This is a genomic window from Acetobacteraceae bacterium (assembly GCA_039613835.1).
In the GTDB taxonomy this organism is placed as follows: domain Bacteria; phylum Pseudomonadota; class Alphaproteobacteria; order Acetobacterales; family Acetobacteraceae; genus Sorlinia.
The window spans coordinates 517,430-542,955 of record CP154827.1; the positions used below are offsets into that span (position 1 = coordinate 517,430).

The 25,526-nt window shown below is 57.4% G+C and carries 31 protein-coding genes, 4 tRNA genes and 2 pseudogenes; 25 read left to right on the forward strand and 12 right to left on the reverse strand.

The genetic code is table 11. The annotated features are described in order from the left end of the window. Positions 1-145 precede the first annotated feature (145 nt). On the reverse strand, positions 146-730 hold the full coding sequence (locus tag AAYR33_02895; protein ID XAO72358.1) for a J domain-containing protein: 585 nt from the start codon (positions 728-730) through the stop codon (positions 146-148). Positions 731-778: 48 nt separating this feature from the next. On the opposite strand from AAYR33_02895, the gene AAYR33_02900 reads away from it, so the two are divergent. Together AAYR33_02900 and AAYR33_02905 are read left to right on the forward strand one after the other, a co-directional pair. Continuing rightward, positions 779-1,066: a BolA family protein gene (locus AAYR33_02900; GenBank protein XAO71895.1), complete on the forward strand. Its 288-nt coding sequence runs from the start codon at positions 779-781 to the stop codon at positions 1,064-1,066. A 2-nt stretch (positions 1,067-1,068) separates the two neighbouring features. Next, on the forward strand, positions 1,069-1,629 hold the full coding sequence (locus tag AAYR33_02905; GenBank protein ID XAO71896.1) for an outer membrane lipoprotein carrier protein LolA: 561 nt from the start codon (positions 1,069-1,071) through the stop codon (positions 1,627-1,629). Positions 1,630-1,631: 2 nt separating this feature from the next. On the opposite strand, the gene lipB is transcribed toward AAYR33_02905, so the two are convergent. Then, positions 1,632-2,336, reverse strand: a complete 705-nt coding sequence (gene lipB / locus AAYR33_02910) for a lipoyl(octanoyl) transferase LipB (GenBank protein XAO71897.1) — start codon at positions 2,334-2,336, stop codon at positions 1,632-1,634. 56 nt (positions 2,337-2,392) lie between these two features. On the opposite strand from lipB, the gene AAYR33_02915 reads away from it, so the two are divergent. The 8 genes from AAYR33_02915 to AAYR33_02950 all read left to right on the forward strand — a co-directional run bounded on the left by AAYR33_02915 (position 2,393) and on the right by AAYR33_02950 (position 5,810). After that, a tRNA-Leu gene (locus tag AAYR33_02915) sits at positions 2,393-2,478 on the forward strand. A gap of 170 nt (positions 2,479-2,648) precedes the next feature. Beyond that, positions 2,649-3,563, forward strand: a complete 915-nt coding sequence (galU, locus tag AAYR33_02920; GenBank protein ID XAO71898.1) for a UTP--glucose-1-phosphate uridylyltransferase GalU — start codon at positions 2,649-2,651, stop codon at positions 3,561-3,563. A gap of 81 nt (positions 3,564-3,644) precedes the next feature. Beyond that, positions 3,645-3,845, forward strand: a complete 201-nt coding sequence (locus AAYR33_02925) for a DUF3553 domain-containing protein (GenBank protein XAO71899.1) — start codon at positions 3,645-3,647, stop codon at positions 3,843-3,845. A gap of 48 nt (positions 3,846-3,893) precedes the next feature. After that, positions 3,894-4,358 (forward strand): double zinc ribbon domain-containing protein, encoded by a 465-nt coding sequence (locus AAYR33_02930; GenBank protein XAO71900.1) that lies wholly within the window; start codon positions 3,894-3,896, stop codon positions 4,356-4,358. Beyond that, a complete protein-coding gene (locus tag AAYR33_02935; protein ID XAO71901.1) occupies positions 4,319-4,645 on the forward strand; it encodes a hypothetical protein in 327 nt (108 codons plus the stop codon). Before AAYR33_02930 ends, AAYR33_02935 begins: the two co-directional genes overlap by 40 nt. Next, a complete protein-coding gene (gene grxC / locus AAYR33_02940; GenBank protein ID XAO71902.1) occupies positions 4,632-4,895 on the forward strand; it encodes a glutaredoxin 3 in 264 nt (87 codons plus the stop codon). The genes AAYR33_02935 and grxC overlap by 14 nt, the downstream gene beginning before the upstream one ends. After that, positions 4,892-5,353, forward strand: coding sequence for a DUF1178 family protein (locus tag AAYR33_02945; protein XAO71903.1), 462 nt, complete (start codon positions 4,892-4,894; stop codon positions 5,351-5,353). The genes grxC and AAYR33_02945 overlap by 4 nt, the downstream gene beginning before the upstream one ends. Further along, the gene (locus AAYR33_02950) at positions 5,343-5,810 is read left to right on the forward strand and encodes a DUF2147 domain-containing protein (GenBank protein XAO71904.1); all 468 of its coding nucleotides are present in this window, start codon (positions 5,343-5,345) and stop codon (positions 5,808-5,810) included. The genes AAYR33_02945 and AAYR33_02950 overlap by 11 nt, the downstream gene beginning before the upstream one ends. Before the next feature lie 22 nt (positions 5,811-5,832). On the opposite strand, the gene ubiG is transcribed toward AAYR33_02950, so the two are convergent. Then, positions 5,833-6,561 carry a bifunctional 2-polyprenyl-6-hydroxyphenol methylase/3-demethylubiquinol 3-O-methyltransferase UbiG gene (ubiG, locus tag AAYR33_02955; GenBank protein ID XAO71905.1) on the reverse strand — a complete coding sequence of 243 codons (729 nt, stop codon included), beginning with the start codon at positions 6,559-6,561 and terminating at the stop codon, positions 5,833-5,835. 162 nt (positions 6,562-6,723) lie between these two features. Between ubiG and AAYR33_02960 the strand changes: the two genes are divergently transcribed. The 6 genes from AAYR33_02960 to prfA all read left to right on the forward strand — a co-directional run bounded on the left by AAYR33_02960 (position 6,724) and on the right by prfA (position 14,005). Next, positions 6,724-8,022, forward strand: coding sequence for an aspartate kinase (locus AAYR33_02960; GenBank protein XAO71906.1), 1,299 nt, complete (start codon positions 6,724-6,726; stop codon positions 8,020-8,022). Next, positions 8,015-9,049, forward strand: a complete 1,035-nt coding sequence (locus AAYR33_02965) for a nitronate monooxygenase (protein ID XAO71907.1) — start codon at positions 8,015-8,017, stop codon at positions 9,047-9,049. The genes AAYR33_02960 and AAYR33_02965 overlap by 8 nt, the downstream gene beginning before the upstream one ends. 36 nt (positions 9,050-9,085) lie before the next feature. Then, the gene (locus AAYR33_02970; protein XAO71908.1) at positions 9,086-10,393 is read left to right on the forward strand and encodes a RodZ domain-containing protein; all 1,308 of its coding nucleotides are present in this window, start codon (positions 9,086-9,088) and stop codon (positions 10,391-10,393) included. A 149-nt stretch (positions 10,394-10,542) separates the two neighbouring features. Then, positions 10,543-11,691, forward strand: a complete 1,149-nt coding sequence (gene ispG / locus AAYR33_02975) for a flavodoxin-dependent (E)-4-hydroxy-3-methylbut-2-enyl-diphosphate synthase (protein XAO71909.1) — start codon at positions 10,543-10,545, stop codon at positions 11,689-11,691. Positions 11,692-11,695: 4 nt separating this feature from the next. Next, positions 11,696-12,940: a histidine--tRNA ligase gene (hisS, locus tag AAYR33_02980; protein ID XAO71910.1), complete on the forward strand. Its 1,245-nt coding sequence runs from the start codon at positions 11,696-11,698 to the stop codon at positions 12,938-12,940. A 3-nt stretch (positions 12,941-12,943) separates the two neighbouring features. Beyond that, positions 12,944-14,005, forward strand: a complete 1,062-nt coding sequence (gene prfA, locus AAYR33_02985; GenBank protein ID XAO71911.1) for a peptide chain release factor 1 — start codon at positions 12,944-12,946, stop codon at positions 14,003-14,005. A 25-nt stretch (positions 14,006-14,030) separates the two neighbouring features. On the opposite strand, the gene AAYR33_02990 is transcribed toward prfA, so the two are convergent. Further along, positions 14,031-14,231 carry a hypothetical protein gene (locus AAYR33_02990; GenBank protein ID XAO71912.1) on the reverse strand — a complete coding sequence of 67 codons (201 nt, stop codon included), beginning with the start codon at positions 14,229-14,231 and terminating at the stop codon, positions 14,031-14,033. 62 nt (positions 14,232-14,293) lie between these two features. Between AAYR33_02990 and AAYR33_02995 the strand changes: the two genes are divergently transcribed. From AAYR33_02995 to AAYR33_03005, 3 genes and pseudogenes are all read left to right on the forward strand, one after another. Then, on the forward strand, positions 14,294-14,428 hold the full coding sequence (locus tag AAYR33_02995; protein XAO71913.1) for a hypothetical protein: 135 nt from the start codon (positions 14,294-14,296) through the stop codon (positions 14,426-14,428). A gap of 100 nt (positions 14,429-14,528) precedes the next feature. Continuing rightward, positions 14,529-15,374, forward strand: coding sequence for a peptide chain release factor N(5)-glutamine methyltransferase (gene prmC / locus AAYR33_03000; GenBank protein XAO71914.1), 846 nt, complete (start codon positions 14,529-14,531; stop codon positions 15,372-15,374). A gap of 250 nt (positions 15,375-15,624) precedes the next feature. Beyond that, a pseudogene (locus AAYR33_03005) lies at positions 15,625-15,948 on the forward strand (DUF4167 domain-containing protein). Between the two features lie 218 nt (positions 15,949-16,166). Here AAYR33_03005 and AAYR33_03010 read toward each other — a convergent pair. After that, a tRNA-Met gene (locus tag AAYR33_03010) sits at positions 16,167-16,241 on the reverse strand. Between the two features lie 211 nt (positions 16,242-16,452). Between AAYR33_03010 and AAYR33_03015 the strand changes: the two genes are divergently transcribed. The 5 genes from AAYR33_03015 (at position 16,453) to AAYR33_03035 (ending at position 19,668) form a co-directional block, all read left to right on the forward strand. After that, positions 16,453-17,664 carry a mechanosensitive ion channel domain-containing protein gene (locus AAYR33_03015; protein XAO71915.1) on the forward strand — a complete coding sequence of 404 codons (1,212 nt, stop codon included), beginning with the start codon at positions 16,453-16,455 and terminating at the stop codon, positions 17,662-17,664. Between the two features lie 92 nt (positions 17,665-17,756). Beyond that, positions 17,757-17,831, forward strand: a tRNA-Val gene (locus AAYR33_03020). Positions 17,832-18,299: 468 nt separating this feature from the next. Then, on the forward strand, positions 18,300-18,515 hold the full coding sequence (locus tag AAYR33_03025) for a hypothetical protein (protein XAO71916.1): 216 nt from the start codon (positions 18,300-18,302) through the stop codon (positions 18,513-18,515). Continuing rightward, the gene (locus tag AAYR33_03030; GenBank protein XAO71917.1) at positions 18,475-18,732 is read left to right on the forward strand and encodes a hypothetical protein; all 258 of its coding nucleotides are present in this window, start codon (positions 18,475-18,477) and stop codon (positions 18,730-18,732) included. The genes AAYR33_03025 and AAYR33_03030 overlap by 41 nt, the downstream gene beginning before the upstream one ends. 24 nt (positions 18,733-18,756) lie before the next feature. After that, complete coding sequence (locus AAYR33_03035; GenBank protein ID XAO71918.1) at positions 18,757-19,668, forward strand: hypothetical protein; 912 nt, start codon at positions 18,757-18,759, stop codon at positions 19,666-19,668. 251 nt (positions 19,669-19,919) lie between these two features. On the opposite strand, the gene AAYR33_03040 is transcribed toward AAYR33_03035, so the two are convergent. The 6 genes and pseudogenes from AAYR33_03040 to AAYR33_03065 all read right to left on the reverse strand — a co-directional run bounded on the left by AAYR33_03040 (position 19,920) and on the right by AAYR33_03065 (position 24,207). Further along, a complete protein-coding gene (locus AAYR33_03040) occupies positions 19,920-20,483 on the reverse strand; it encodes an SIS domain-containing protein (protein XAO71919.1) in 564 nt (187 codons plus the stop codon). Next, a complete protein-coding gene (locus AAYR33_03045) occupies positions 20,480-20,605 on the reverse strand; it encodes a hypothetical protein (GenBank protein XAO71920.1) in 126 nt (41 codons plus the stop codon). Before AAYR33_03045 ends, AAYR33_03040 begins: the two co-directional genes overlap by 4 nt. Before the next feature lie 44 nt (positions 20,606-20,649). Beyond that, positions 20,650-21,198 carry a zinc-binding dehydrogenase gene (locus AAYR33_03050; protein ID XAO71921.1) on the reverse strand — a complete coding sequence of 183 codons (549 nt, stop codon included), beginning with the start codon at positions 21,196-21,198 and terminating at the stop codon, positions 20,650-20,652. 63 nt (positions 21,199-21,261) lie between these two features. Further along, positions 21,262-21,420, reverse strand: coding sequence for a hypothetical protein (locus AAYR33_03055; protein XAO71922.1), 159 nt, complete (start codon positions 21,418-21,420; stop codon positions 21,262-21,264). Continuing rightward, positions 21,395-22,630 (reverse strand): FGGY family carbohydrate kinase, encoded by a 1,236-nt coding sequence (locus AAYR33_03060; GenBank protein XAO71923.1) that lies wholly within the window; start codon positions 22,628-22,630, stop codon positions 21,395-21,397. The genes AAYR33_03055 and AAYR33_03060 overlap by 26 nt, the downstream gene beginning before the upstream one ends. A 98-nt stretch (positions 22,631-22,728) precedes the next feature. Then, a pseudogene (locus AAYR33_03065) lies at positions 22,729-24,207 on the reverse strand (sugar porter family MFS transporter). A gap of 56 nt (positions 24,208-24,263) precedes the next feature. Here AAYR33_03065 and AAYR33_03070 point away from each other — a divergent pair. Further along, positions 24,264-25,199, forward strand: coding sequence for a sugar-binding domain-containing protein (locus tag AAYR33_03070; GenBank protein XAO71924.1), 936 nt, complete (start codon positions 24,264-24,266; stop codon positions 25,197-25,199). Between the two features lie 193 nt (positions 25,200-25,392). On the opposite strand, the gene AAYR33_03075 is transcribed toward AAYR33_03070, so the two are convergent. Beyond that, positions 25,393-25,485 (reverse strand) — tRNA-Ser (locus AAYR33_03075). Positions 25,486-25,526 lie beyond the last annotated feature (41 nt).

Consider the following 25,526-nt stretch of genomic DNA (forward strand, 5'->3'; position numbering starts at 1 on the left):
CGATGTTTTCCGTGGGGTTTTCGGTCGTTGGGGCCCTTTTGGCGGCGGGCGAGGGGCTCTTCATGCGCGGCGCGTGTCCTTAACCTCAATTTTGTCTCAGGAAGGATATCGCGTTCCGTCTCAAATGCAAATCTTCCCCGGCATGTCATTGCGCTGAGAGGAAGGCGCGAATCGTCGTGTACGCCACGTTAATTTCTTTGAAACGGGCTTCCGCGCGCGGGTCGCTGCCATTCGCATCCGGATGGTGCTGACGTGCGAGGTTGCGGTAATGCGCCCGGAGTTCCTCCATCGTCAGGGGCCAATCGAGCCCGAGCGCACTGAGGTGCTGTTTGATGGGTTTAGGTGCCCGGCGTTCCAGCGCGTCATGGGGGAGGGAACGCGCACGCGCATGGCGCGCACGGCTGAGCAGACCGAGCGGATCACGCAAACGTTCCTCAAATTTCGAGGGTTTGCCGAGACTGCCCAATTTCCAGGAAGGGCGCTGCCAGGATGAGTCAGATTGCAGATGTGTCTCAATCTGAATCGGCGTCATGCCCTTATAAAAATCCCATTTGGCGTTATATTCACGGACATGATCAAGACAGAACCAGTAATATTCCCGTAGCGTCTGGCGGCTTTTCGGTGCACGATAACCGGCATTCGCCGTGCAGCCTGGCATGTCGCACACGCGCCCCGGCGCGTCAGGGTCGGGGTCAAAGGCGCGATGACGTGTCTGGCGGCGCTTGGTCATCGCATCAATGTGTGACGTCATCCAGTCCGGTGCAAGGAGAAAAGCTTAATGAATGTCCATGAGACACGCGCGGCACGTATCGAGCGCGTTTTACGAGAGGCCCTTGTGCCGGAGGAAATTGAAATCAAGGACGTCTCTCATTGTCATGCACGCCATAAGGATCGTTTGGGCATAGAAGGGGAGGAGACGCATTTTGCGGTTAAAATCGTCAGTGACCGCTTTGAGGGCCTTTCCCGCATTGCCCGCCATCGTCAGGTCAATGATCTCCTGAAAGCTGAATTTGAGAGCGGCCTGCACAGCCTGGCATTGACAACGCAGACGTCTGGCGCGTCATGATCATGAAGTTTCGACATCTCGTCTTCATGGGCCTGGCCGCCTTCCTGAGTGCCTGTGCCTCTGGCGGGATCAGTCATCTTTCCCCCTCCGATCAGGCCATGGTTCATGATGTTGAAAATGCTCTGAACCGCCCGCAACCCGTTACCGGTTTTTTTGAGCAGGTTGGGCCGGGCAACTGGGCCGGGCGCGGTCACTTTACTTATCACCCCGGTTATCTGCTTCTCGCTTATGACGTGCCGCATGGCTTGCGAGCGGAGGCTGAAAATCAACATCTCGTCGTAACGGATAAAGCCAATGGCGCGGTGACTCGCATCGGTCTTGCCCGGCATCCCCTTGGCCTCCTCCTGCGCAAACCCTTGCGGCTGACCCGTGCGATACAGGTCACGCAACTGGTTCAGACGTCGGACCTGCTGCGCATTTCGCTCGCTGAGGCGGCAAACCCGTCACAAGGGCTTCTTTCCCTCGATTTCGAGAAGACCCGTGCGGGTTTGCGGCTCAAAGACCTAATCGGCACGGATGTCAGGAAGCAGCAGATTCAGTTGAGCCTGCATGAAAGCCCCTGACGTCACGGCGCATCCTGAGGCGCCTGCCTGAAAATATCGCGCCAGCTCGCTTTCATCGCGCGGTCAAGCACCGCCATCGTGACGTCCGGCCGGAATCGCTGGATGCTCGTCACACCGTAATCTCGGATACCGCACGGAACGATGCCGGAAAAATCCTCCAGCCGCGGCGCGAGGTTGATGGAGACGCCATGTGTCGTCAGCCAACGACTGACGCGCAGCCCGATCGCAGCGATCTTGGCCTCTTCCCCGCTTAACGGGTCAGTCGTCCAGACGCCGATACGACCGGGCCGCACGTCCGCTGCGATTCCGAACATGCCGAGCGTCGCGATGATCCATTTTTCAAGATCCGCGACGAAGCGGCGTAAATCACGCGCTGGGGTGTCGCCATGGGGGCGGTTAAGGTCCAACATGAGATAGGCGATGCGCTGGCCGGGACCGTGATAGGTCCATTGCCCGCCACGACCCGCTTCATAAACCGGCAAAGCGTCCGGGTTGAAGAGATCCTGCTCGCGGGCTGATGTGCCGGATGTGTAAAGCCGTGGATGCTCCAGAAGCCAGATCAATTCCGGCCCCGTTCCCGCTTGCATCCGTGCCTGATGCGCCGCCATCTCGGCAAGGGCGTCCGGATAATTGACGGGCGATGATGCTGTCCTCCACATTATTTTTTCAAAATTTTCCGTCGTGATGATTGCCTCACTCTTCCGCATAAGCTATAGCCCCCTTCGACGAGTGGTATCGCTTATTGCAAGACACTTGTCACGTTGCGGTCGTGGCGGAATGGTATACGCGCAAGCTTGAGGTGCTTGTGGGGGAAACCCCGTGGAAGTTCGAGTCTTCTCGACCGCACCACTTCTCTCAGAAGATGGTTGTCATATCAGATGCATCCATCGGGTGACGCTCGGTGTGATGGCGGGTTTACCCAGAGGATGTGGCATTTCCCTCAATGGTCATAAGTAAATGAAATGACCATATTCAAAAATCCCCCCTTTGATTTACACTACGCTTACATTGCCGTCGCGATGATAACCATAAGTGACGATGCTCGCATCAATAGGGGTTCAGTTTTGAAAAAGCCGCTCAGAAAGGCCGTATTGCCAGTCGCAGGTTTGGGGACACGCTTCCTTCCCGCGACAAAAGCCATGCCGAAAGAGATGCTTCCGGTCGTCGATCGCCCGCTCGTGCAATATGCGATTGACGAAGCGCGAGAGGCGGGTATTGATCAGTTCTGTCTGATCACGGGCCGGGGCAAAGACAGCCTCATTGATTATTTTGATGTCGCGTTTGAGCTTGAGACGACCCTGAGGGAGCGGAACAAGCTGGCATTGCTGGAAACGCTGGAGCCCAGCAGTATCGAAGCCGGGTTACTCGCGGCTGTCCGCCAGCAGGAGCCGCTTGGGCTGGGCCATGCCATATGGTGCGCACGGTCCTTCATCGGGGATGATCCTTTCGCGATCCTCCTGCCGGATGACATCATCAAAGGTGGGCGCGGCTGCCTGTCGCAGCTTGTGGACGTCTATAACGAAACCGGCGGAAATGTCGTCGCTGTAACGGAAGTCCCGCGCGATTACACGTATCGCTATGGCATACTCGATGTGGGTCAGGATGATGGCCGCACGGTTGAGGTGAAAGGGCTGGTCGAGAAACCGGACCCGTCCGTTGCGCCGTCCAACCTCTCCATCATCGGCCGGTATGTTCTGCGCCCCGAGATCATGACGCACCTCTCCAAGCTGGAGCGCGGTGCCGGCGGTGAAGTCCAGCTGACCGACGCCATGGCAAAGCTCATTGGCGACATGCCCTTCCATGGTCTTCGCTATGAGGGCACGCGCTATGATTGCGGCGACAAGGCGGGTTTCCTTGAAGCGCAGATCGCTTTCGCGATTGATCGTCCCGATCTCGGACCGGCCGTCAAAGCGTTTCTGCGGAAATATATTTAAAGGTCCGGGCGTTGCGCCTGGCACGGTGAGGGCGGGTCGTGCGGGCATGACGTCGGTGCTCCCGCCATCCGGGCCGGAAAGATGGGGGTTGTCACGGAAGACGAATTCCAGACATTTCTTGAACCCGGCATGTTGGTGCGGCGCCCGACCCGTCCGGAATGGGGCATCGGGCAGGTCCAATCCGCGATTGCCTGGCGCGTCACCGTGACATTTCCTGAACAGGGAAAACAAATGATCGACGCGCGGCACGTGACGTTGATCGTGCTGCCGGAAGGCGACTGACTTTTGCCGGGTGCTTTGTAGCGGTCCTGGTATGATCAGGTTCTGGATGTGGCTTTCCCGCCTGTCTGTCTGCATTGCAAAGCGGAAATCCTTTCACACAACGCGCTTTGCGCGACTTGTTTTGCGCAGACAGAGCGAATCTCGCCGCCTTTCTGCCATGGATGCGCCGCGCCTCTCCCTGCCGCGAAACATCTCAATCACAATCATCTCTGCATATATTGTCAGAATTCCCCGCCGCCATGGTCGGCAGCGCGCGCTGCATTTATTTTCGGCGATGTGACGCAATCCCTTATTTTCGATCTGAAATATCGTGATCGCACGGAAGTCGCGACATTTTTCGCCCATGCCATGATGCGCCATGGCGCAGCTCTTTTATCCGATGCTGATCTCATCGCGCCGGTTCTGCTGCATTGGCGGCGTCTGCTGCGGCGCAAGTTCAATCAATCGCCATTATCGCGCAGTCACTGTGCCGAATGCATTCCGCGCGGTTGCAACGCGTGCCGGACCTGCTGAAGCGCATCCGACATACAGGCGCCCTCGCGCGGCTGGGGCCTGATGCCCGTATGGAGAAGGTGCGGGAGGCCATCACGCTCAACCCGCGTTACAGGGGGATGGTCCAGGGGCGTCGCGTCATATTGATTGATGACATCTTGACCACGGGTGCAACGCTCTCCATCTGCTCTCAACGGTTCCTGGATGCCGGTGCGGCTGAGGTTGCGATTTTGCTCGCGACCCGTTCTGGTCGACACATCCTTCCCTTTGCCCATAAGATTCATGGTTTTATTGATGCCGAAGATTGAAATTTACACTCAGGAACATTGCCCTTACTGCACCCAGGCCGTCGCTTTGCTGACGCAGAAGAACGTCGCGTTTGAGCAGATCGATGTCCCGCGGGGCAGCGCGGTGCGTGAGGAAGCGACACGTCGCTCGGGCGGAAGCAGGACAGTGCCGCAGATTTTTATTGATGATCGCGCCATTGGCGGTTGCTCAGAATTATACGCGTTGGAGCAGCAGAAGAAACTCGACCCGCTTCTAAGGCGTGCTGGATGATCTTCTTTAAGCTGCGATGCGCGCAGGCTCATGAATTTGATGGCTGGTTTCAAAGCGCCACATCATTTGCAGAGCAAGGCGCGGCGCAGCTTGTCGCCTGCCCTCATTGCGGCACGACGCACGTTGATGAAGCGTTGATGGCGCTAGCAATCGCGAAGCAAAATTCAAGTGATTCTGATGCGTCGCTTCCGCGGACATCGTCGCCATCCAGGTCGATCCCGATGTCGGATCATCTCCGTGTGGCGCTCCGGCAATTGAGGCGCGTCGTTGACGATCATTGCGAGAATGTCGGGAGCCGCTTTGCCGCGGAGACGATTAAACGCCACGAATCCGCCGCGAAACGCGAAACCATCCCAAAAGGAATTTATGGGCAGGCCTCCTCACAAGAGCGTGACATTCTTGAGGAAAAAGGCATAGAGTTTGTCTCCATCCCTTGGGGCCAAATCGATGATGCCTAGGCTTGTGTCACGCGCCGCCGTACTTCTGGTCGCGCTTTTTTCATTTCATGCCGTCGCCAGCCCCGCGCATCGCGATCGCACTGCGCAGGGCGACGTGACGGGCAAATGGTTGGCGCAAACGCAGGATGGCGTTTTTCATATCTTCCATTGCGGGGCGGAGATCTGCGGTCGCCTCGTCGGTATGGATTATGAAGGGCCCGTACCGCATGATGTTCTGGGTCGATCACAATGCGACCTGACCATGCTGACAGGTTTCACGCCTCAGGGGGACGGGCAATGGCAGGGAAAAATTTTCGACCCTGAAGGCGGTAAGGTCTATGACGCGATAATCTGGTCGCCTAGCCCGAATGTCCTTAAACTCCGCGGTTACCTGCTTGGCATCCCGCTCTTAGGACGGACTCAGACATGGACGCGTTATACGGGCCATATCGGCCCCGCCTGTAAAATGACGAAATGAGTCTATCGCCATCCCCGACGCTTTATTGTTTGCGGAACATCGCCTGATAGTTCATGCGCGTGTCCGACGTCAGGCGGCAGGCGGCACCTGTATAAAGGATGCCCGTGATGTCGATCATTTTAAGCCCGGCCCCGCGCGCGGCGCGGACAAGCTCAGAAGGTTTGATGAATTTGCGCCATTGATGGGTGCCGACGGGCAGGAGCCGCATCACATATTCCGCCCCGAATTTGGCGATGGCGAGGGAGCGCAACGTGCGATTCAGGGTCGAAATCGCGATCAATCCACCCGGACGGGTCAGGTCGCTGAGGAGATGCAGAAACATCTCGGCATCTGTCACATGTTCAATGACTTCCAGTGCGCTGATGGCGTCAAATGTCAGGCCCTGAGCAACGAAATCCTCCGCGGCACCATGTTGGTAAGTGAGGCTTCCTTTCCCCGTTTCCAGGCGGGAAATTTCCTGATGGGATTGCGCCGCCGTGATGGCTTCCGCTGAGGCATCCAGCCCGGTCACCTGATAGCCCAGTCGCGCATAAGCCTCGCTGGCGATGCCCGCCCCGCAACCAATATCGAGCAGACTGACAGCTTCACCATCCGGCTTGGCGAGCCCTCTGAAAAATTGATGATTCCAGTTTGTCCTGAGCGGATTCATGTCATGCAGCGGGCGCATGGGCCCTGACGGGTCCCACCATGAAGCTGCCGAACGTCCGAACTGTGCAATTTCCTCAGCGGATATGGATGACGCCCTGCTCATCTACCTCGTAACCCTTCATCAAAACTGGACGAAACGGCGTTAAATTTGTATTCACCGCGTTTGGGCGCATGTTTAACATGTCGTCGCCCGGATTTCACCCGGTGTTGAACCGAGCCTGCCGGGGTTTATACAAAAAACGACATTTCAGGAGTTTTTATCACGATGGCGCCCCAGAAGAATTATGAAGTCAATCGCATCGTGATGAAATTCGGTGGCACCTCCGTGGCCGATATTGAGCGCATTCGCGCCGTGGCGACCCGTGTCAAAGCGGAGTGGGAAAGCGGGAAGCAGGTCGTCGTCGTTGTTTCGGCCATGGCGGGTGTGACCAATCAAATGGTGTCCTATTGCCACGCTTTATCCCCCAACATTGACATGCGGGAATATGACGCCGTCGTCGCGGCGGGAGAGCAGGTGACAAGCGGGTTGACGGCTCTTGCCCTTCAGGCGATCGGCGTGCCGGCCCAATCCTGGCTGGGCTGGCAGATCCCGATCATCACGGATGATGCGCATGGTAAGGCCAATCTTCTGGGCATTGATGACGCAAAGCTGATTCGCTGCCTTGAGGCCGGCATCGTGCCGGTTGTCGCTGGGTTTCAGGGCGTCTGCCCGGCGAATGAAGCACCATCAGCGACACAGGTGGACAGCATCGCAACTTTGGGGCGCGGGGGGTCAGACACATCGGCTGTCGCCATCGCGGCTTCCGTGAAAGCGGATCGCTGTGACATTTATACCGATGTAGATGGTATTTATACAACGGACCCGCGTATTGTCAGCGCCGCCCGCAAGCTGGACCGCATTACCTTCGAGGAAATGCTCGAGCTGGCATCGGTCGGGGCGAAAGTTTTGCAGACCCGCAGCGTCGCCCTCGCCATGCGGGAGCGCGTGCGCGTGCGCGTTCTGTCCAGTTTTGACGAATCGACGGATGACTCGGGTTCATCCGTTGTGGATGAGGAAGAGGTTATGGAAAAAGATCTGGTGACGGGGATCGCCTATGCGCTGGATGAGGCGAAAATTACGGTGAGCCACCTCCCTGACCGACCAGGCATTGCGGCGGCCATATTTTCCACCCTCGCGGCGGCGCGGGTCAATGTTGACATGATTGTGCAAAGTGTCGGGTCAGATGGTTCCACCAACATGACCTTCACCGTCCCCAAGACGGATCAGTCCGCCGCCATTTCCGCGCTCGAGGCGACGAAAGGTGACATTCAATTCGGCGCGATCCATTCAACACAGGATGTTGCGAAAATCAGCGTGGTCGGTGTCGGGATGCGGTCCCATAGCGGGATGGCAAGCACGATGTTTACAACACTCGCAGAGCGGGGAATAAACGTGCAGGCGATATCGACAAGTGAGATCAAGATCTCGGTCCTGATCAAGGCGGAATATCTGGAACTGGCCGTGCGCGCCCTGCACACAGCCTATGGCCTCGACGATCAGGACGGGGGACGTCAGAATGGTTGAGCTTAATCGCGCACGTGCGGAGGCCGCGCTCGCCAGTCTATGGGCGGACGGCTGTCGCTTCCTCGGCACAAAAACGGCCATATTAGGTGGAGCCATGTCGTGGGTGAGTGAGCGTCACCTCGTGGCGGCCATTTCCAATGCTGGGGGGTTTGGCGTGATTGCCTGCGGTGTCATGTCGCCGGACCGCCTGGCATTGGAAATGGCCGCCACCCGCGCGCTGACGGACGCGCCTTTTGGCGTTAATCTGATCACGATGCACCCGGATCTTGATCACCTCGTCCGCGTCTGTCTTGAGCATAAGGTTGGGCATGTCGTGCTGGCGGGCGGTGTCCCCGCGGGCGCCACAATCAAGGCGCTGCGTGATGGTGGCGCTCGGACGATGGGTTTTGCGCCGGCGCTCGCCCTTGGTAAGCGCCTCGTCCGTCTGGGCATTGAGGCGCTGATTATTGAGGGCTCCGAGGCAGGCGGCCATGTCGGGCCAGTGTCACTCAACGTCCTCGCGCAGGAGATTCTGCCCTACCTTCGGGATGTGCCGATTTTCGTGGCGGGCGGGCTGGCGCGCGGTGATGCCATCCTCAGTTATCTTGAGATGGGCGCATCCGGCGCGCAATTAGGCACGCTCTTTGCGGCGTCGCAGGAAAGTATCGCGCATGACAACTTCAAAACCGCTTTTTTAAGGGCGAATGCGCGCGATGCCGTGACATCTGTTCAACTTGATGAGCGTTTCCCCGTTATACCCGTTCGTGGCCTGACAAATAACGGGACGCGGCGTTTTCTGGCGCATCAGGCGGAAATCCTTCGTCGTTTTCAGGAAGGTGAAGTGAGCAGGGAAGACGCACAATTGGAAATTGAGCATTTTTGGGCTGGCTCCCTCCGACGGGCCGTGATTGATGGTGATATCGAGAATGGCTCCGTCATGGCGGGGCAATCTGTCGGTATGGTCAAAGCGGTCAAACCCGTTGCACAGATTATAAATGACCTTGTTGATGAAGCGATTCAGAGCCTTATGCAGCGCAAAGCGGGTTGAACAATCGATATTTCAGGCGAGAAAGGCGATTTTCGGATGAGCAGCGGTGGGGCGTCAAATGGGAAAGCTTCCAGAACCGAGCCGCCGGCTTATTTCCCCGTCGGTAAACGTCTCAAAGAACAGAGGGTCAAGCTTGGCTGGGATTTAAGCGATGTCGCGGCCTGGCTGCGCATCCGCGAAACCTACCTCATTGCTTTTGAAGAAGGGCGAACGGAGGATCTGCCCTCCGGCGTTTACGTGGTGGGGTTTTTACGCAGCTATGCACGTGCCCTCGGCCTGGATGCGGATGATATTGTGTCGGAGTTCCAGGCGGTCATCCCCTTATCCAAAGTGCGCAGCCCAGCCCTGAACATCCCGGAACCCCTGGTAGGGCGCGGTGTCCCCGTCGCGATCTGGGCGGCAATCGGGCTTGTTCTGATCGTCATCGCCTATACCGGTATTTATCATTATGCGGGAGATGACAGCGCGGACGTGCGGGATAAGCTTGCGGCCGGACCGACGAAAACCGTGCCGAAAAATGCCGGATTATCGCCGGAAATCGCAGCTGTGATGCCGGAGCCACCCGCCCCGGCCCCAGCCGCGGAAACATCGTCATTGCCGCCAGCCTCCATGCAGGCGGCGGAAGCGACCCCCGCCAATACCGGGTCAGACGCAGCGCCTATCGGGCAAGCCACCCAGCCGGAAATAGATAATGCGCAGCCTAGCGCGGCACAAATCCCGGCACCGGTCAGCAATATGCCAGCCACTGGCGGGCAGGCCATCCAAACCGGGCAGGAAGTGGCGACGCCTTCCTCACCGATTCCCACCGTTCCGGAAAGTCCAACCGGTTTTGACCTGGTGGCATCGCACAACACATGGGTGCGCGTGACGGACAAGGACGGCCAGGATGTGTGCAACCGTGTGCTCAAACCCGGTGAAATCTGTAGCGGCAAGCGTGATAAAGCGCCGTATCGCATCACGACCGGCAATGCGGGCGGGGTGGCTTTCAGATTCGGAGATGCTGTGACAGCGCCCCTTGGCGAGAACGGGCAGGTTGTCCGCAACCTCACTTTGACTTCAGAAGATATTACGCAGGGTCGCGCGCCCGACAACACGGCATCAGTCCCGCCGGAAGCGCATCCGTCGGATTCCGTTTTGCGGCAGAGTGACTCCCCGCCCGTCACCGCGCCAAATCTGCCAGGGGACGGAGGCGCGCCTGCAACGATTCCTGAGGCGACCAAACCAAATCAGCCGCCTCCGGCAAGTGCAATGGCCTCCAAACAGAAGAAGCGGCCTGAAAAATCCGAGAGTGACCGTTTGAATGACCGTCAGCTCGGCCAAATCAGGACGCAAGTATCACCTTGAGGAAAGATTTTGCGGCGCAACGCCGCCAGAGGCGGAAAGTCACGTCATAACTCTGGTATTAAGCGCCAGAGTGCCTAGTTATATGTCATATTTGTCATGGACGCCGCCGATACCCGATGGGCGGCAATTCATGGAGGATTGTGGAGAGTATGAGCGGATATCGCCCCTATCAACATATTGAACGCCGAAAATCCCGGCAGATCATGGTCGGTAAGGTTGCGGTGGGAGGTGATGCGCCCATTTCCATCCAGACAATGACAAATACGCTGACCTCAGATGCCAAGGCGACAATTGAGCAGATCCGCCTCGCTGAGATTGCCGGCGTCGATATTGTCCGCGTTTCCTGTCCGGATGAGGAAAGCACCGCTGCTTTGTTTGAGATCGTGCATGAGGTGAATGTGCCGATCGTCGCCGATGTTCACTTCCATTATAAGCGGGCGATTGAGGCGGCAAAGGCGGGCTCTGCCTGTCTGCGTATCAATCCGGGCAATATCGGCAGTGCCGAGCGTGTGCGTGAGGTCGTCTCTGCCGCGCGGGATCACGGATGCTCCATCCGGATCGGCGTGAATGCGGGCTCACTGGAAAAGTACCTGCTGGAGAAATATGGTGAGCCGAACCCTGAGGCTTTGGTTGAGAGTGCGCTGGAGCACGCCAAAATTCTTCAGGATCATGATTTTCATGAATTTAAAATCAGCGTCAAAGCTTCTGATGTCTTTATGGCCGTGGCCGCTTATCAGCAACTTGCCGATAGCTGTGACCACCCGCTGCATATCGGCATTACGGAAGCCGGGTCAAAACGCGCTGGCACGGTAAAATCCTCCATCGGGCTTGGCAATCTGCTCTGGGCCGGTGTGGGTGATACGATGCGCGTCTCCCTCTCTGCGCTTCCGCAGGAGGAAGTTCTTGTCGGTTGGGATATTCTAAAATCGCTCGGTCTGCGTCATCGCGGCGTCAAGATTATTTCCTGCCCATCCTGCGCGCGCCAGGGCTTTAATGTCGTGGAAACCGTGCAGATCTTGGAGGATCGCCTCCAGCACATCAAAACACCCTTGACCCTGTCCATTATTGGTTGCGTCGTGAATGGGCCGGGAGAGGCACTGATGACGGATCTCGGCGTAACGGGCGGGGGTGCAGGGCGCCACATGGTGTATGCTGCGGGGCGGCAGGATCATCGCCTTGAAGATGGGCAGGATATGATCGCGCACATTATTGATCTGGTGGAGGCCCGCGTCGCGAAGATCGAAGCGGAAAAAGCAGCCGAGACCGAACAGAATGAACCTAAAAAAGTAAACGCTTGATTTTATGTCATCTCTGCAACCTGCGCGCGGTACGCACGACCTTATCGGCGACGAAGCGCGCCGTCATTCCCATGTCATCAATGTCGCGCGGCGCGTCACCGCGCGACATGGTTATGAGGAATGGTCGACCCCTATTTTTGAGGACACGCGCGTTTTTTCCCGAACGCTCGGAGATACTTCCGATGTGGTCACGAAGGAAATGTATTCCTTTGAGGATCGCGGCGGGGAAAGCCTGACTTTGCGGCCTGAAGGCACGGCCGCTGTATGTCGCGCCTTCGTCTCAAACGGTTTGACGCAGAAATTGCCGCAACGTGTTTTCTACAATGGCCCGATGTTTCGTTATGAGCGTCCGCAAAAAGGGCGGTTCCGGCAGTTTCATCAGATTGGCTCGGAATATCTCGGCAGTTCCGACCCGCTGGTCGATGCTGAAACGATCGCCATGGCGCAGATGATCCTCCGGGAACTGGGGCTCGAACAGGATGTGTCGTTACAGATCAACACATTGGGCGATGTTGAAAGTCGTCTCGCGTGGCGTAAGGCGCTGATCGCCTATTTCGTCGCGCATCAGGATGCGCTTTCCGATAAAAGTCGGGCGCGGCTGCACCAGAACCCTCTGCGCATTATCGACAGCAAATCCAGTCAGGATCGCTTGTTGCTGCAAAGCGCACCGTCATTCTCGGATTACCTCAATCCAGCATCGCGGGAATTTTATGACGGGCTTCGGCGCGGGCTGGACCTCTACGGCGTTGCCTACACTGAAAACCCCCATATCGTCCGCGGACTCGATTATTACAGCCACACCGCCTTTGAATTTGTGACGGAGAAATTGGGCGCGCAGGGTACGGTGCTTGCGGGTGGACGTTATGAGGGGCTTGTGGCCGAAATGGGCGGACCATCGACCCCCGCCATCGGATGGGCGGGCGGGATTGAACGCCTCGCCCTCCTCATCGCGCCGCCGGAAAGTCACGGCAAACATGTTGTCGTCCTCCCCATGGGTGAGGCCGGCCTGCCCGAGGCAATCTCCCTGTTGCAGAAATTGCGTGAAGGCGATGTGCGGGCGGAAATGGCCCTTCATGGCGCTTTCAAGAAACGAATGGAGCGCGCCATAAAAGGGGGGGCAACGCACCTCATCCTGATGGGCGCGGATGAGCTGGCGCAAGGCCGCGTCATCATCAGGGATCTCAGTCTGCGTGCGCAGCGGGAAGTGCCGATTGATGAGGCGTTGCGCTTCCTGACTCACGGCGCCTGATCAATGGCGTTGGATGAACGGCTCGATCGCATTCTTGCGCGCCATAAAGAGATCGCTGCGATCATGGCAGAGGGGCACGTGAATGGCGATGCGTTTTCCCGGCTCTCGCGGGAATATGCGGATCTCGACCCCGTCGTGCAGGCCGTGCAGGCTTTTCGTGACGTTTCGCAACGCATGGTGCAGGCACGTGAGTTGCTGGATGACCCCGAAATGCAGGAGCTCGCCGAAATTGAAATTCAGGAATCCGAAGCGAAGTGCGCTGAGCTGAAGCTACAATTGCGGCTGGCGCTCCTCCCGAAAGATGAGGCCGATTCGCGGAGCGCCATTCTCGAAATCCGGCCCGCAGCCGGGGGGGATGAAGCAGCTCTTTTCGCGGCGGAGCTTTTCGGCGCTTACAAACGTTATGCGGAGCTGAATCACTGGCGCTTTGAAATTGATGAATATGATGAAAGCGACCTTGCCGGGCTGAGAAGTGGTGTCGCAACGATTTCCGGCCGCGGTGTTTTTTCCAAACTCAAATTCGAATCCGGCGTGCATCGCGTCCAGCGTGTGCCGACGACGGAAGCGCAGGGACGCATCCATACCTCGACCGTGACGGTCGCGGTCCTTCCTGAGGCGGAGGCGGTGGATGTCGATATTGATGAGACGGATCTGCGCATCGATGTTTATCGCGCTTCAGGTGCGGGCGGGCAGCACGTTAATAAGACGGAAAGCGCCGTGCGGATCACCCATCTCCCCTCCGGCATCGTCGTCGCGATGCAGGAAGAGAAAAGTCAGCATAAAAACAAAGCCAAGGCGATGAAAATCCTACGCGCACGTCTTTATGAGCAACAGCGCGCCCAGGTCCACGCCGCCCGCTCAGCCGATCGTAAATCCCAGGTTGGGACGGGTGACAGGTCGGAGCGGATCCGTACCTATAATTTCCCTCAAGGTCGCGTCACGGATCACCGTATTAATCTCAGCCTGCATAAAATTGACCGCGTTATGCTGGGCGAATTTAACGAAATCATCGACACGCTGGTGCAGGATGAGCAAACCGCTCTGCTCGCCGCGGAAGGGCTGTGACATGATGGCTCGGCCCCCTCATAACTCAGCTGGTCGGGCCTGAGCAGATCCCGGCTTTACCTTTTTCATGCCGGGTTGCGCCGGGTTCGGAGGCATCTATCAGAAAGAAGTCTCCGAGATCATCATCAGCGGCCGCGATGATCACATGGCCATCAGGCCGGAGGAGAATGCCTTCACTCTCCACATGATGGACGACCCGCGCGCCCGTTTCATCAATGACGATCATCTCACCGCAAAGCGCATAATGATGGGCGCGGGGCGCGTCTTTTACCGGGATGATTTTCTCGTATGAATCGAGACCGTACCGTCATGCAGGTGAATCACTGCGGCAAGCCTGCCGTCAATATAAAGCCGCGTCGTCTCGAATATCTCATTCGGCGCGCGTGGATCCTGCAATTTGAAGGCGCCAGCCTGCGCGGCTGATGTTGCGATCAGCATCAAACAGGCGCAAAAAAGCAGAGTGCGAATTCGGGCAGGCATGATCTCCTTATAAAATGCGATTTACGGAAAAGTGTTAAATAAAATGCGCGTGCGTGACATTCTGGCAAGGGCAACCCTTCGATTAACGCAGGCAGGCGTTGAGGACGCACGGGCGGAGGCGAGACGTCTGCTACGCTGGGCGGCGGGAATTGACCTCACCGCAATCGTGACCATTCTTCGCCTTGATGACGCGGCGCAGGCGCGGTTTGAAGCCGTCATTGCCCGCCGCGCGCGACGGGAGCCCTACGCCTATATCACCGGCACGCGCGGTTTCTGGACGCAGGATTTCCTGACAAACGAATATACATTGATCCCGCGGGCCGATAGCGGGACTCTGATTGAAGCGCTGCGTCATCACAAGCCGCAGAGGGATAGACCTTACCGCATTCTGGATCTCGGCACGGGGACGGGTTGCCTCCTCCTGGCGGCGCTCAGCCATTACCCGAATGCGCGGGGCATTGGCGTCGATATCGTGCCCGAAGCAACACAGCTTGCGCGAGAAAACGCGAAACTGAACCAGCTTGAGCGCCGCGCCCGGTTTGTCACCAGCCATTGGGGTGACGCCTTGACAGGGCGCTTCGATATTATCCTGAGCAACCCGCCTTATATCAGAACCGGGGAGCTGGCAGGGCTGATGCCGGAAGTGCGTTATTACGAACCTGCCTCTGCCCTCGATGGCGGGGCGTCGGGTCTGGACGCCTATGCCGCCATCCTGTCTGACCTTCCACGCCTGATGCGCCGCGACGGGATCGCCGTGCTGGAGCTGGGCAAGGGGCAGGATCACGACGTAAGGCATCTGGCGGCGGAAAACGGGCTGGAAATGCGCGCATGTTACAATGACCTTAACGGCATTGCGCGCGCCATGATTCTCGGGTTGGGCGCATTTTAAAACTTGGCAGAGGTGAGGGGGAGCTGCTAAACTCGCCTGCGAGGCTTTATTCGATTGCGCTTTTAATGCGCATTTCGCTCTGCTGGAGACGGTATCGCGGTTACTGGTTATGATATTGTCAAACCTACGCGCTGTTTCCTCGCCCGACCTTCGACTTTGGAAAGCAAAGCAGGACATTTTCCACACTGCTTTGCCGATCATGAACCAGGCAGGGCTCAGCCTTGCCAGCAGGAAAGTCCCATTTAAATCCATGAACATCAAACGTATCAGAGGCCGTCATCATCGCTCCAACGGTGGGATGAGCGCGCGTCAGGGTAATAATCAGACGCCGCTTAATCGCAACCACGTGTTTGACAGTAACGGGCCTGAAATGCGTGTCCGCGGCACGGCGCAACAGCTTTTTGAGAAATATCTTCAGCTGGGTCGGGACGCGACCGGTGCGGGTGACCGTATCCTTGCGGAGGCATATTTCCAGCATGCTGAACATTATTTCCGTATCATCAATGCCATGACGCAGGCAGCCCAGCAATCGCAGACAGAACGTCAGGAGCGCCATCAGAAGCGCATGAAGGCGCAACAGGCTGAGTCAGGAGATGAGCCGCCGCGGCCCTGAAGAGGCGGAGGATGAGTCAGGGGGCGAGACCGCCCATTCTGCTGAAGATAACGCGGAGTAAGGAAAGATTTATCGCGACCTCGGCAGAGGTCGCGCCCCGCCCCGGGTAAGGCATAGTGTTCCATGTGGGGGAGGTCGCGCAGGGTCAGATGCGGATATGATGGCTGACCCAGTCGGAATGGTAGCGGCGGACGGATTTGAACCGCCGACCAAGGGATTATGATTCCCCTGCTCTACCGCTGAGCTACGCCGCCATCGCGACTGGTGGGTTGCAATTAAAGCCCCGACGATATCGTGTCAACCACGTGCGCAATGATTTTGTGCGTGATATCAAAAAACTGCAATGGTGCCCGGCTGACGAAAAAAGGAAGCCGACCGGTCGTTGACCCGTTTCATCGAAAGCTTGTCTCGTGACCATCTATTGCTTTCGCTGACCGCGGTCGTCTTGAATGGGTTGATGCCGATATGAGTTTCAAAACCTACTTTATCGCCTGCCTCCTCCAGTTTCGTGCGTATTTCGGCTGGTTGCCAGCGTCTGTCGTGACGGTCGTCATGCTCGTCACGCTGGCCTTAATCGCGTTTTATGCCAGCCACTGGATGACGCGCTTCCTGCTCCGCCTGCTCAGTCGGGAGGGCAGCACGGTGGCACGCAAAATCGTGCTGTCGACGCGTCGCTCCGTGCGGCTGATCATCGTGCTTGTTGTGGTGATTTCAGCTTTGCCCGCGGCTTCCGGACTTTCCTGGCGGACGACGCAGATCCTGCAAAAATCCTTCGTCTTCATCGTCATATTGATGGTGGGTTACAGTGCGATCAAAGCGTTCCGGATCATGACGGAGGCTTATCTCAGTCGCATTTCGCTCAGTGAGCATCATGATGATATCATCGTCCGCTCGCATCAGACGCAAATCAAAGTCCTGCAACGCCTTCTTGAAATCCTCGTCGGTATCATCACCGTTGGTGTCGCATTGATGACGTTTGATTCCGTCCGCAATTACGGCGTGTCTCTTTTCGCGTCGGCCGGTGCGGCATCGTTGATCGTCGGCCTGTCGGCACGCGGCCTGCTGACGAATCTTCTGGCAGGTGTGCAGATCGCCATCACCCAGCCTATCCGGATGGAAGATCTGATCATCATCAATGGCGACTGGACGTGGGTGGAGGAAATCACGGCGACTTACGTGGTGCTGCGCGTCTGGGACTGGCGGCGTCACATCGTGCCGATCTCCTATTTTCTTGAAAACCGGTTTGAGAACTGGACACACAATTCAGCCGCCATCATCGGCATCGTCTATCTATACCTGGATTACGAAGCCCCGATTGATGCGCTCCGGGAAGAATTGCAGGAGATCGCGAAGACATGTCCACTCTGGGACGGGAAGGTGCTCGACTTCCAGGTTGCGGATTGTGATGCTGTGACAATCAAGATCCGAATCATCGCCAGCGCCCGAAGCGCGCTTAAAAGCTGGGACCTCCGCTGCGATATTCGTGAGAAGATGATCAAACGTATTCGGGAGGATTATCCGGAGGCGTTGTCGCGCCATCGTCTGGGGATGGTGACGGCGCATATGGGTCGGGAGGTCACCTCTATGGGTGAAGATGAGATTTCACCCCCGATTGACCGTCCGCCGCCACGCCCCCACTCAAAATTGGCCAAACCATCCGGGCCGAAGGGCGGGTAATGTCGGCTTATGAGGCGCGAACGGCATTTTTTTCAAAATCCAGTCTTGTCAGTTGCGCTGATGAAGGTTAGAAGCACGCCCACGGACCAGATGGGCGCATAGCTCAGCGGTAGAGCACTACCTTGACATGGTAGGGGTCACAGGTTCGATCCCTGTTGCGCCCACCATTTGGTCCGTTACAAACGCCCCGATTTTCAGCTGATCGATGCGCACCCCGCGACGCCTTTACGCCCCCGGGAACGCCGGCGGTCGCCGCCAGCGAAAGCGGCCTTGATGACGCAAGACGCGCTTTTATCAAAGAAAATAGTGAAGCTACCAGGCTCGCGTTAGGCCGAAAGCCATCGCAAATTGTGACGTGGGCTTTAGCGATCGATAAAAGTCGCTGCTTGGTAAATTAAGTAACAAGGGCCGATACCTCTTCTAACCGATCTTCATCCCCTCAACACCCCCATACATGACGGCTGGGACGGGATGTTATCGTGCAAGAAAAATTCATTTTCCTCCATTGTCAGTGATTCTTCGCGAGATACCGTCGGATCATGGGCCCGGCGATCTCTCAGCGCGGAAATAAACAGGTCTTCTCGACTTCCTCAGAGCTGAACGAGAAGGATTCATCGAAAAGGAGTGGAAGAACGATGGCAACGATCACCGTCCCGGGTATCACCGGACAGAATTACCAGTTCGACGCGCCGGAAGAGGCGACAAGCGCTTTGGCGCAGCAATATGCGGACGCGATCGCTGCGGCCGTTTCGGATGGTACTTTCGTCGCCGTCCCCCGACGTTTCGGCGAACAACAGATATTCGGTCGTTATGGGGGATTGGATCGTTCAGTCTTACGGAACGAGTCTTGATAATCTGGCGGACGGCGTCACCCATCTTCTCATCCATGAGGGTGAAGCGACGGCGTCTTCAAGTTTCAAGATCAATGCGACGGAATCACGCCAGCTCTCCATCCTTGATGCATCAACATCCCCGGGGAATTACCTCATCTCGGGGGCGATAGGGGGCCCTGTCTCCGTGTTGGAAGGCTCTCGCTTTGCTGATTTCGGAAACGCGACAGGGGATTGAACGATTGCCGTCAATGCAGGCGGCGTGCCCAACTCTTCTGTCGGTCCTATCAGCCAGGAAGGCCTTAACCAACTCGTCAGCACGGCCTTTAATGTCGGGGGCAACGTTATCAACACCTCGAGTGGTGAAAATTATGTGACGGTGACAGGTGCGAGAAACCTTATCGGTCTCGGCCAGGGAAATAATTATCTCGTCTCACAGGGCAATGACACTGTTTACGGTCAGGGTTTCAACGTCGATTACCTCACCGGCGCCGGTGCATCGGATTACATCGTCACAGAAGGGACGTCCTATGGCACGGATTTCGTGACGATCAATGGCGGCAGAGGACAATATGATCTCGGCCAGAACGCCAGTGTTGTCGATGCGGCGACGGTTGGCAGCGTCATCAAGGTGCAGGCAAACAGCTCCATCTCAGGTGGTGCCGGGTCAACTGTGACGTTTGATAATGCAGGTGGTTCAGGGACGATCACCGGTGCTGTCGGTGACACGATTTCCGCTTCGGGAAATCTCTCCGTCTTTCAGGGGCAGGATCATGTCATCAGTGTAGCCGGGGCACTGAGCTTTCTCAACGGAACGGGAAACTTAACGATTTCAGGCGGTGCGGGTGACGATCATATGGTCTTCGGCACGGCTTTTTCAAGCGCTTCAGGTGACTCGACTGTCACTGTGACAAGCGAAGAGGGTGCAAATTCCTTCGGCGTTCTGGCGGGGCATAGTGGCGGCAATATCACCATCACGGATTTCGATGCCTCGAAAGGTGATTATTTTTTCCAATATTTCTACGACCCTATCGATTCAGCACTAGCGGTCCAGAACCTGCTGGCCACAGCCACGGTTTCGGGGGGATACGATCCTGCAACTGTGGATAATAACATGCAGGTCACGTTCCTCAGGGTTGAGCATCTCGATGCCTCTGCCATTCATATCAGCTGATCCGACGGTAGCTGTTAAAAGAAACCTTCCGCCGCGCTAAGTCTCGCACGGTGGATGGGATTTGAGTTGGAAGGGTCAGTTCTGTTTTGCAAATACAGACCCTTCCACTCTTTGAGCTGACATGTGTGGTCAAAATCTTATGATGCGCCACTGCATCAGCCGCGTCCCAATCAGTTAATTGTTGCGTTATGGCTAACTGATGGCGTGAAGCGCGGCTCGTTTAAGAAAACCCATCCCGCCGCGCAAAGCCTTTACTGGAAATTTGTGTAGCGGCGCGCCATTTCGGCCTCGAACTCCCCGAATTCCTTCACGAGCCTTACAAAAAGGGCATCGCAGGCCAGTAGAGCGTCTTGCTCAAAGAGGCTTCCTGCAAATTGACGTGAGTCAGATGCCGGAATTTCGAGGGTGATGTCGGAAAGTTTCTGTAAGGCACTGTCCCCCGCGCGCGTAATTGAGATGACCTTCGCACCGACATCGTGCGCGATTTTTCCAAAATGGAGTGTCACATGCGTGGAGCCAGAGCCGGAAATCAGCATTAATACGTCTTCCGGCTGGATGGAGGGTGCGGAAGCTTCACCGACAAAATGCGAGTTGAGGCCAAGATGCATGAAGCGCATGGCTACCATTTGCGCGACCAGACCGGACCGCCCCTGGCCGGAGAAAAACCACCGCATCCCCGTCTTCCCGCCTTTGGAAATGGCGAGGCAAAGCTCGGCGACGGCCTCAAGCTGGGTAGGCGCGATATTTCGCATGAGACGCGACGTCTCATCCCTGACGATTTGCAGACTGGCCTTGGTTGAAACAAGCGATTTCATAATGTCACCATCGGCTTGATTGAATTCGGGTCTCGCGTGGCCTCAAGCGCATCCTGAACATGCGCCAAGTCATAACGCGCCGTTACCATGGATGTCAGATCCACCTGATGGCGAGCAACCATTGAAATCGCGATCGGCCAGGTACCGGTATAGCGGAAAACACCTGTCAGCCAGATTTCCCGCGTCTGAAGCTCGGGGAAGGGATCGGCAGCTCATCGGCGCCCATCCCGACCAGAACGACATACCCGGCGGGACGCACGGCCTTGATGCCCGATTTGATGGCGGGCGTCGCGCCGGAACAGTCGATAAAGGTATCGACCCCCAAGAGATCGAGCGACTCTTTCAGCGGGTCAATCACGCGCGTTGCGCCAAATTGCAGGGCACGTTGTCGGCGGTCCGCCTGCATGTCTGTCACAATGATATGGGAAGCGCCCATGGCCTGGTCGCTAAGCAGATGGACATCGACCGGCCCGAGCCCTTCTGCAAGAATCCGGTCAGTTTCCGCCAGGCGGACGCCCTTCGCCTCCGGGCTGAACATATCCGCATGGATCCAGCAATGCGCCTGCGCCAAAGCGCGCGCCACCTCGTGGCGTCGGGCGGGTGGCGCGGCGTAGAGGCTACCGCTAATCGTGGTCTCTGATCGCTTTGCCAGGCCAATTATCGCGGGATTGAGCGCGATCTGTTCCGGCCGTGTCTGCGGAATTGACTGTTTCATCGGGTCAATTTCCCGTCGAACGCCGTCCAATCCGCCACACATGCGTAACGCTCAGATGCGGTTTCATAAGCGTGACGTAATTCCGTTCGGGGGTGAGCGGCGCAATCGAAATGCGGCCGCCTGAATGGCAGCGCCACGTGCCGGGGCCTCACTGGCATCTTCCGGATCGACAATCAGCACGGGACGTTGCGTCAGGTCAGCGAGGATCTGACGATACGCCATGGATTTTGCGCCGCCGCCCGTCCAGGATGACTCGCCCCCCTGTCGCCTCCCCGGCGGCATTGATGCGTTTCTCACCCCGGGTCAGCGCCATCAACACACCTTCATGCGCGGCGCGGGCGAGGTCAGCGCGCGTAGTGGAAGAGGTCAGCTCGGCCAGGACGCCGCACGCATCAGGGCGATTGGGCTTGCGCTCCCCCTCCATGAAAGCGGCAAAAGAGGGGGAAGCGTACGGATCAGCCGAGAGGGCGAGGCGCCCGAGCTCGTCCAGCCCGACATTGAGCATCTGCCCGGCCCATTCCGTGACACGCGTGGCATTCAAAGTCGAAACGAGAGGCAGGTAGCCGCCCGTGCAATCGCTGACGCCATCGACAACCCCATCAAGATCCGCAACCGGGTTTGCCGACGTCGTAAAGACGACGCCGGATGTCCCTAAGACGTAAGCAACGTCTCCCTCCTTGACGTCTAGCCCCAGCGCGGCAGCGTGTTGGTCCCCTGCAGGGCCGATCAGCACGTCCTGTGCAAGGCCGAGACTATCGGCGATTTTAGGGTCAACTCTTCCGGCTGCTTCGTTAGGCCCAAAGACGCGCGGCAGGAGGGGCATCCAGTCCCGATCCGGATTAATCAATTCAAGATATGCCGAAATATACTGGTCCGTTCGGGCATTATAGTAACCCGTGCCGGAGGCCTCGGACCGGTCTGTGACGTGCTGGCCGCATAATTGCAGGGTCAGCCAATCATGGGGCAGGCAGATGCGTCGCATCCGTTGGAAATGCGATGGCTCATTTTCAGCGAGCCAGGTAATTTTGCTAAGGGTAAAGGCGGCGGTCGGGAGGGAGCCCACCGACTCAATCCAATGCTGCGCGCCGATTTTCTCCCGAAGATGCTGGAGCTGCTTCGCGCTCTCCGTATCATTCCATAATTTTACCGGGCGAATGGTGGCGCCGGTTTCATCCAGCGCCACGAGCCCGTGACATTGTGCCGCGATTGATATGGCTCTGATATTCTGGCGTGACACACCGGATTGATCCACTGCGCGGCGCAGGGCTTTCTTGAAAGCCTCCCACCAGGCCGCCGGGTCCTGCTCGCTCCGAGGGCTGTGGGCGGGCGGATGGCTGGCGCTGCCTCTACCCAGCAGCGCGCCGTTTTCAAGGGCCCGGAGTTCGACTTTATATGATTGGGTCGAGCTATCGACCCCGACGACAACGGACATGACTGTTCAAATCCCGATCATAAAAAACGTACTGGAAAAAGCGCCTGCCTCAAATTTTATGATGCTCCATCATCCGGCTGAGAGGGGAGAAAGTGCCATCACGGAGGGATTTTTTCGATCTCCTCCAGGCTGCGCCCTTTTGTCTCCGGCACGCAGAAATAAACGAAGGCAAAAGCCCCGATGGAGACGATGCCGTATAGTCAGAATGTCCCTGACGCTCCCATCGACTGGATCAGGCTGAGGGTTGTGAGGCTGACGATTAGGTTAGATACCCACATGGAGACCGAGGCGAGACCCGTCCCCTTGCCGCGCACGGAGAGGGGAATGATCTCGGAATTCAGAAGCCAGATCACGACGGAGAGGCTGCCCCCGTTAAAGGCGATATAGACGAGCATCAAGATGACAACGGCCCATTGCGCGATGCCTGTTGGATGTCCGCCCCAGAAAGCGGCGCCCAGAACCAGGAGGGCGATGACGGAGAGCGGGATGAACACCAGCATCAGGCGTCGCCGACCGATATGATCGACCAGATATGTGCCGATAACTGTCATGACGAGCAACGTCACCCCCACCCCGATAATGGCGAGAAGGGACGCTGAACTGCCGAAACCTGACTCAACCAGAATGGTCGGCGCATAGTAGATGACAGCGTTGATGCCCGTCAGCTGGCATAATATCGAGACGCCAAGGGCCGCGACGAGGGCAGGGCGCACCCAGGACCTGCCAAGGTCACGCCAGCGCCCCTGATCCGAATTATTTTCAGAGAGATTGCGGATCTGTGAGACTTCATTCTGCGCGTGGCCACGATGGCCACGAATGCGCGTCAGGATGAAAAGGGCCTCATGATGACGCGCGCGCCGGATGAGCCAACGGGGACTCTCCGGCATTTTGAGCATACCGAGGAAAAGCACCAGCCCCGGAAACGTTGCGAGGAAGAACATGACACGCCAGTGCCCGCTTATGGCGTAGCCGATGAGGTAGGAGACGAGCTGGCCGCCCGCGATCATAACCTGAAACAGCACGACGAGGCCGCCGCGTCGGGCGGCGGGTGCGACTTCAGCGATATAGACGGGCATGATCTGTGTGACCGCCCCGACCGCAATCCCGAGGAAAAATCGTGTAGCGATCAGCCAGACTGTGTCCGGGGCGAAGCTTGTCGCAATCGAGCCCGCGATGAAAAGCAGCGCGACGGCAATGACCGTGCGTTTGCGGCCGAAATGATCACAGACCGGACCACTCGCCAGAGCGCCGAAAATGCCGCCAATGAGAATCGCGCTGGTGACAAGCTCCTTCCCGAAAGCGCTGAGACCGAAATCTGCGCTGATCGACAGGAGCCCTGCTGAGATGATCCCGGTATCGTAACCGAAAAGTACCCCGCCCAATGCAGCCATGATGACGACGAATCTGAGTGTTTTTTTCGCTGTGGAGGCGAGTTCCGCATCACTCAGATGCGGCATGATCGGCATTTCGTCAGCGCCGTTACTGCTCTCAAACACGATGAGCATCCTCTCCCTGTACGCGTTTAATGAGATGTTTGTGACGTTTCGCGTGACAAAAAACAAGCATGATTCGCCCATATGTCAAAATTCTCGCCCATTTGTGATATGGTGCGGTTGAAGTTTGGATGAGGAAGATGGAAATGGGGCCTGCGGAACGCGTGCTGGCGGTGTCTGTCGCGCGGCAATATTACCTTGAGGGCGTGAGCAAAATCGATATTGGCAAGAAGCTTGGCATGTCACGCTATAAAGTGGCGCGTCTTCTGAATGCCTGCATTGAGTCGGGTCTCGTGCAGATACACATCAACGACTCCGGCCGGGTCGATACGGCCTTATCCGAGGCGCTGCGTGCGCGTTTCGGGCTGAGACATGTGCTGGTTGCTGAAACCTCTGATGCGTCTGTCGATAACATGCGACTCACACTCGGTGGTCTGACGGCGGAATTATTGGAGGAAATCATCTCCTCGGAGGATGTCCTTGGTGTGGCCTGGGGACGCACGATCGACGTTGTTGCGCAGAAGATCCGCGCTTTGCCCGATTGTGCCGTGGTGCAAATGACCGGTGTGGCCGGGGCGGTGGAAGCAAATTCCGTTGACCTTGTGCGGCGCTTTGCGGCTGTCGCGCGTGGGGAAAGCTACCCGATTTACGCGCCACTGGTCGTGTCGGATGAGGCGGCGTTAGGGGTTTTTCAGCGCCAGCAGGGAATTCGCGACGTGATGGATCATTGGCTGAAAATCACCGTCGCTGTTATCGCCATTGGCGGGGCGACGTCTGAGGACTCGCAGCTCTACGACGTTCTGGATGAAGCGGATCGTGCGGAAATCGACGCCGCCAAAATGGCCTGCGAAATCTGCGCCATCCCCTTTGATGCGGCGGGCCAGCCACTTCAGACAGGCTTCAGCCGCCGGACAATGGGGGTATCCTTCGACAGTTTGCGCAACATCCCCCACGTCATTGCCGCAGCTGGCGGCCCCGGCAAACAAAAAGCCATCCTCGCCGCCCTCCGTAGCGGCGCAATCACATCACTCGTCACGGATCAGTCAGTGGCCCGGTATTTGATGGGGATGGGGTGAGGGGGCGGAGGCTTGAAAAGGCTCAGATTGCGGCGACGATGCAATGCCCCCGCCCGATTTTAGTGACTCCCAGAAAAACCCATATTTCGTGCGCTTGCGCGAGGGGGGTAAGAGGCCATGAGAGAAGTTTACGGTGGAAAATCGGGAAAATAAAGGGGTGTGAAAGGGGATGAGAAGCCGTGATAACGGTTGCTGGCGGAGGGGATGGGATTCGAACCCACGGTACGGCTTGACACCGTACAACGGTTTAGCAAACCGCCGCCTTCAGCCACTCGGCCACCCCTCCGCCGTGAGGGACGTTGTTTACACGACGTTTGCAACTGTGCT

Excerpts from the sequence above, each read along its gene's own strand:
- ubiG (XAO71905.1), bottom strand. The coding sequence starts at position 6,561 with ATGAGCAGGGCGTCATCCATATCCGCTGAGGAAATTGCACAGTTCGGA.
- lipB (XAO71897.1), bottom strand. The coding sequence starts at position 2,336 with ATGCGGAAGAGTGAGGCAATCATCACGACGGAAAATTTTGAAAAAATA.
- AAYR33_02935 (XAO71901.1), top strand. The coding sequence starts at position 4,319 with ATGCATTCCGCGCGGTTGCAACGCGTGCCGGACCTGCTGAAGCGCATC.
- galU (XAO71898.1), top strand. The coding sequence starts at position 2,649 with ATGATAACCATAAGTGACGATGCTCGCATCAATAGGGGTTCAGTTTTG.
- AAYR33_03040 (XAO71919.1), bottom strand. The coding sequence starts at position 20,483 with ATGAAATCGCTTGTTTCAACCAAGGCCAGTCTGCAAATCGTCAGGGAT.
- AAYR33_03060 (XAO71923.1), bottom strand. The coding sequence starts at position 22,630 with ATGTCCGTTGTCGTCGGGGTCGATAGCTCGACCCAATCATATAAAGTC.
- prmC (XAO71914.1), top strand. The coding sequence starts at position 14,529 with ATGCGCGTGCGTGACATTCTGGCAAGGGCAACCCTTCGATTAACGCAG.
- hisS (XAO71910.1), top strand. The coding sequence starts at position 11,696 with ATGTCATCTCTGCAACCTGCGCGCGGTACGCACGACCTTATCGGCGAC.
- AAYR33_03055 (XAO71922.1), bottom strand. The coding sequence starts at position 21,420 with ATGGCGTATCGTCAGATCCTCGCTGACCTGACGCAACGTCCCGTGCTG.
- AAYR33_02990 (XAO71912.1), bottom strand. The coding sequence starts at position 14,231 with ATGATCGTCATTGATGAAACGGGCGCGCGGGTCGTCCATCATGTGGAG.
- prfA (XAO71911.1), top strand. The coding sequence starts at position 12,944 with ATGGCGTTGGATGAACGGCTCGATCGCATTCTTGCGCGCCATAAAGAG.
- AAYR33_02900 (XAO71895.1), top strand. The coding sequence starts at position 779 with ATGAATGTCCATGAGACACGCGCGGCACGTATCGAGCGCGTTTTACGA.
- AAYR33_02925 (XAO71899.1), top strand. The coding sequence starts at position 3,645 with ATGGGGGTTGTCACGGAAGACGAATTCCAGACATTTCTTGAACCCGGC.
- AAYR33_02995 (XAO71913.1), top strand. The coding sequence starts at position 14,294 with ATGAATCGAGACCGTACCGTCATGCAGGTGAATCACTGCGGCAAGCCT.
- AAYR33_02970 (XAO71908.1), top strand. The coding sequence starts at position 9,086 with ATGAGCAGCGGTGGGGCGTCAAATGGGAAAGCTTCCAGAACCGAGCCG.
- grxC (XAO71902.1), top strand. The coding sequence starts at position 4,632 with ATGCCGAAGATTGAAATTTACACTCAGGAACATTGCCCTTACTGCACC.
- ispG (XAO71909.1), top strand. The coding sequence starts at position 10,543 with ATGAGCGGATATCGCCCCTATCAACATATTGAACGCCGAAAATCCCGG.
- AAYR33_03045 (XAO71920.1), bottom strand. The coding sequence starts at position 20,605 with ATGGTTGCTCGCCATCAGGTGGATCTGACATCCATGGTAACGGCGCGT.
- AAYR33_03015 (XAO71915.1), top strand. The coding sequence starts at position 16,453 with ATGAGTTTCAAAACCTACTTTATCGCCTGCCTCCTCCAGTTTCGTGCG.
- AAYR33_03070 (XAO71924.1), top strand. The coding sequence starts at position 24,264 with ATGGAAATGGGGCCTGCGGAACGCGTGCTGGCGGTGTCTGTCGCGCGG.
- AAYR33_02945 (XAO71903.1), top strand. The coding sequence starts at position 4,892 with ATGATCTTCTTTAAGCTGCGATGCGCGCAGGCTCATGAATTTGATGGC.
- AAYR33_02965 (XAO71907.1), top strand. The coding sequence starts at position 8,015 with ATGGTTGAGCTTAATCGCGCACGTGCGGAGGCCGCGCTCGCCAGTCTA.
- AAYR33_02895 (XAO72358.1), bottom strand. The coding sequence starts at position 730 with ATGACCAAGCGCCGCCAGACACGTCATCGCGCCTTTGACCCCGACCCT.
- AAYR33_03025 (XAO71916.1), top strand. The coding sequence starts at position 18,300 with ATGGCAACGATCACCGTCCCGGGTATCACCGGACAGAATTACCAGTTC.
- AAYR33_02960 (XAO71906.1), top strand. The coding sequence starts at position 6,724 with ATGGCGCCCCAGAAGAATTATGAAGTCAATCGCATCGTGATGAAATTC.
- AAYR33_03030 (XAO71917.1), top strand. The coding sequence starts at position 18,475 with ATGGGGGATTGGATCGTTCAGTCTTACGGAACGAGTCTTGATAATCTG.
- AAYR33_03050 (XAO71921.1), bottom strand. The coding sequence starts at position 21,198 with ATGAAACAGTCAATTCCGCAGACACGGCCGGAACAGATCGCGCTCAAT.
- AAYR33_02905 (XAO71896.1), top strand. The coding sequence starts at position 1,069 with ATGAAGTTTCGACATCTCGTCTTCATGGGCCTGGCCGCCTTCCTGAGT.
- AAYR33_02950 (XAO71904.1), top strand. The coding sequence starts at position 5,343 with ATGATGCCTAGGCTTGTGTCACGCGCCGCCGTACTTCTGGTCGCGCTT.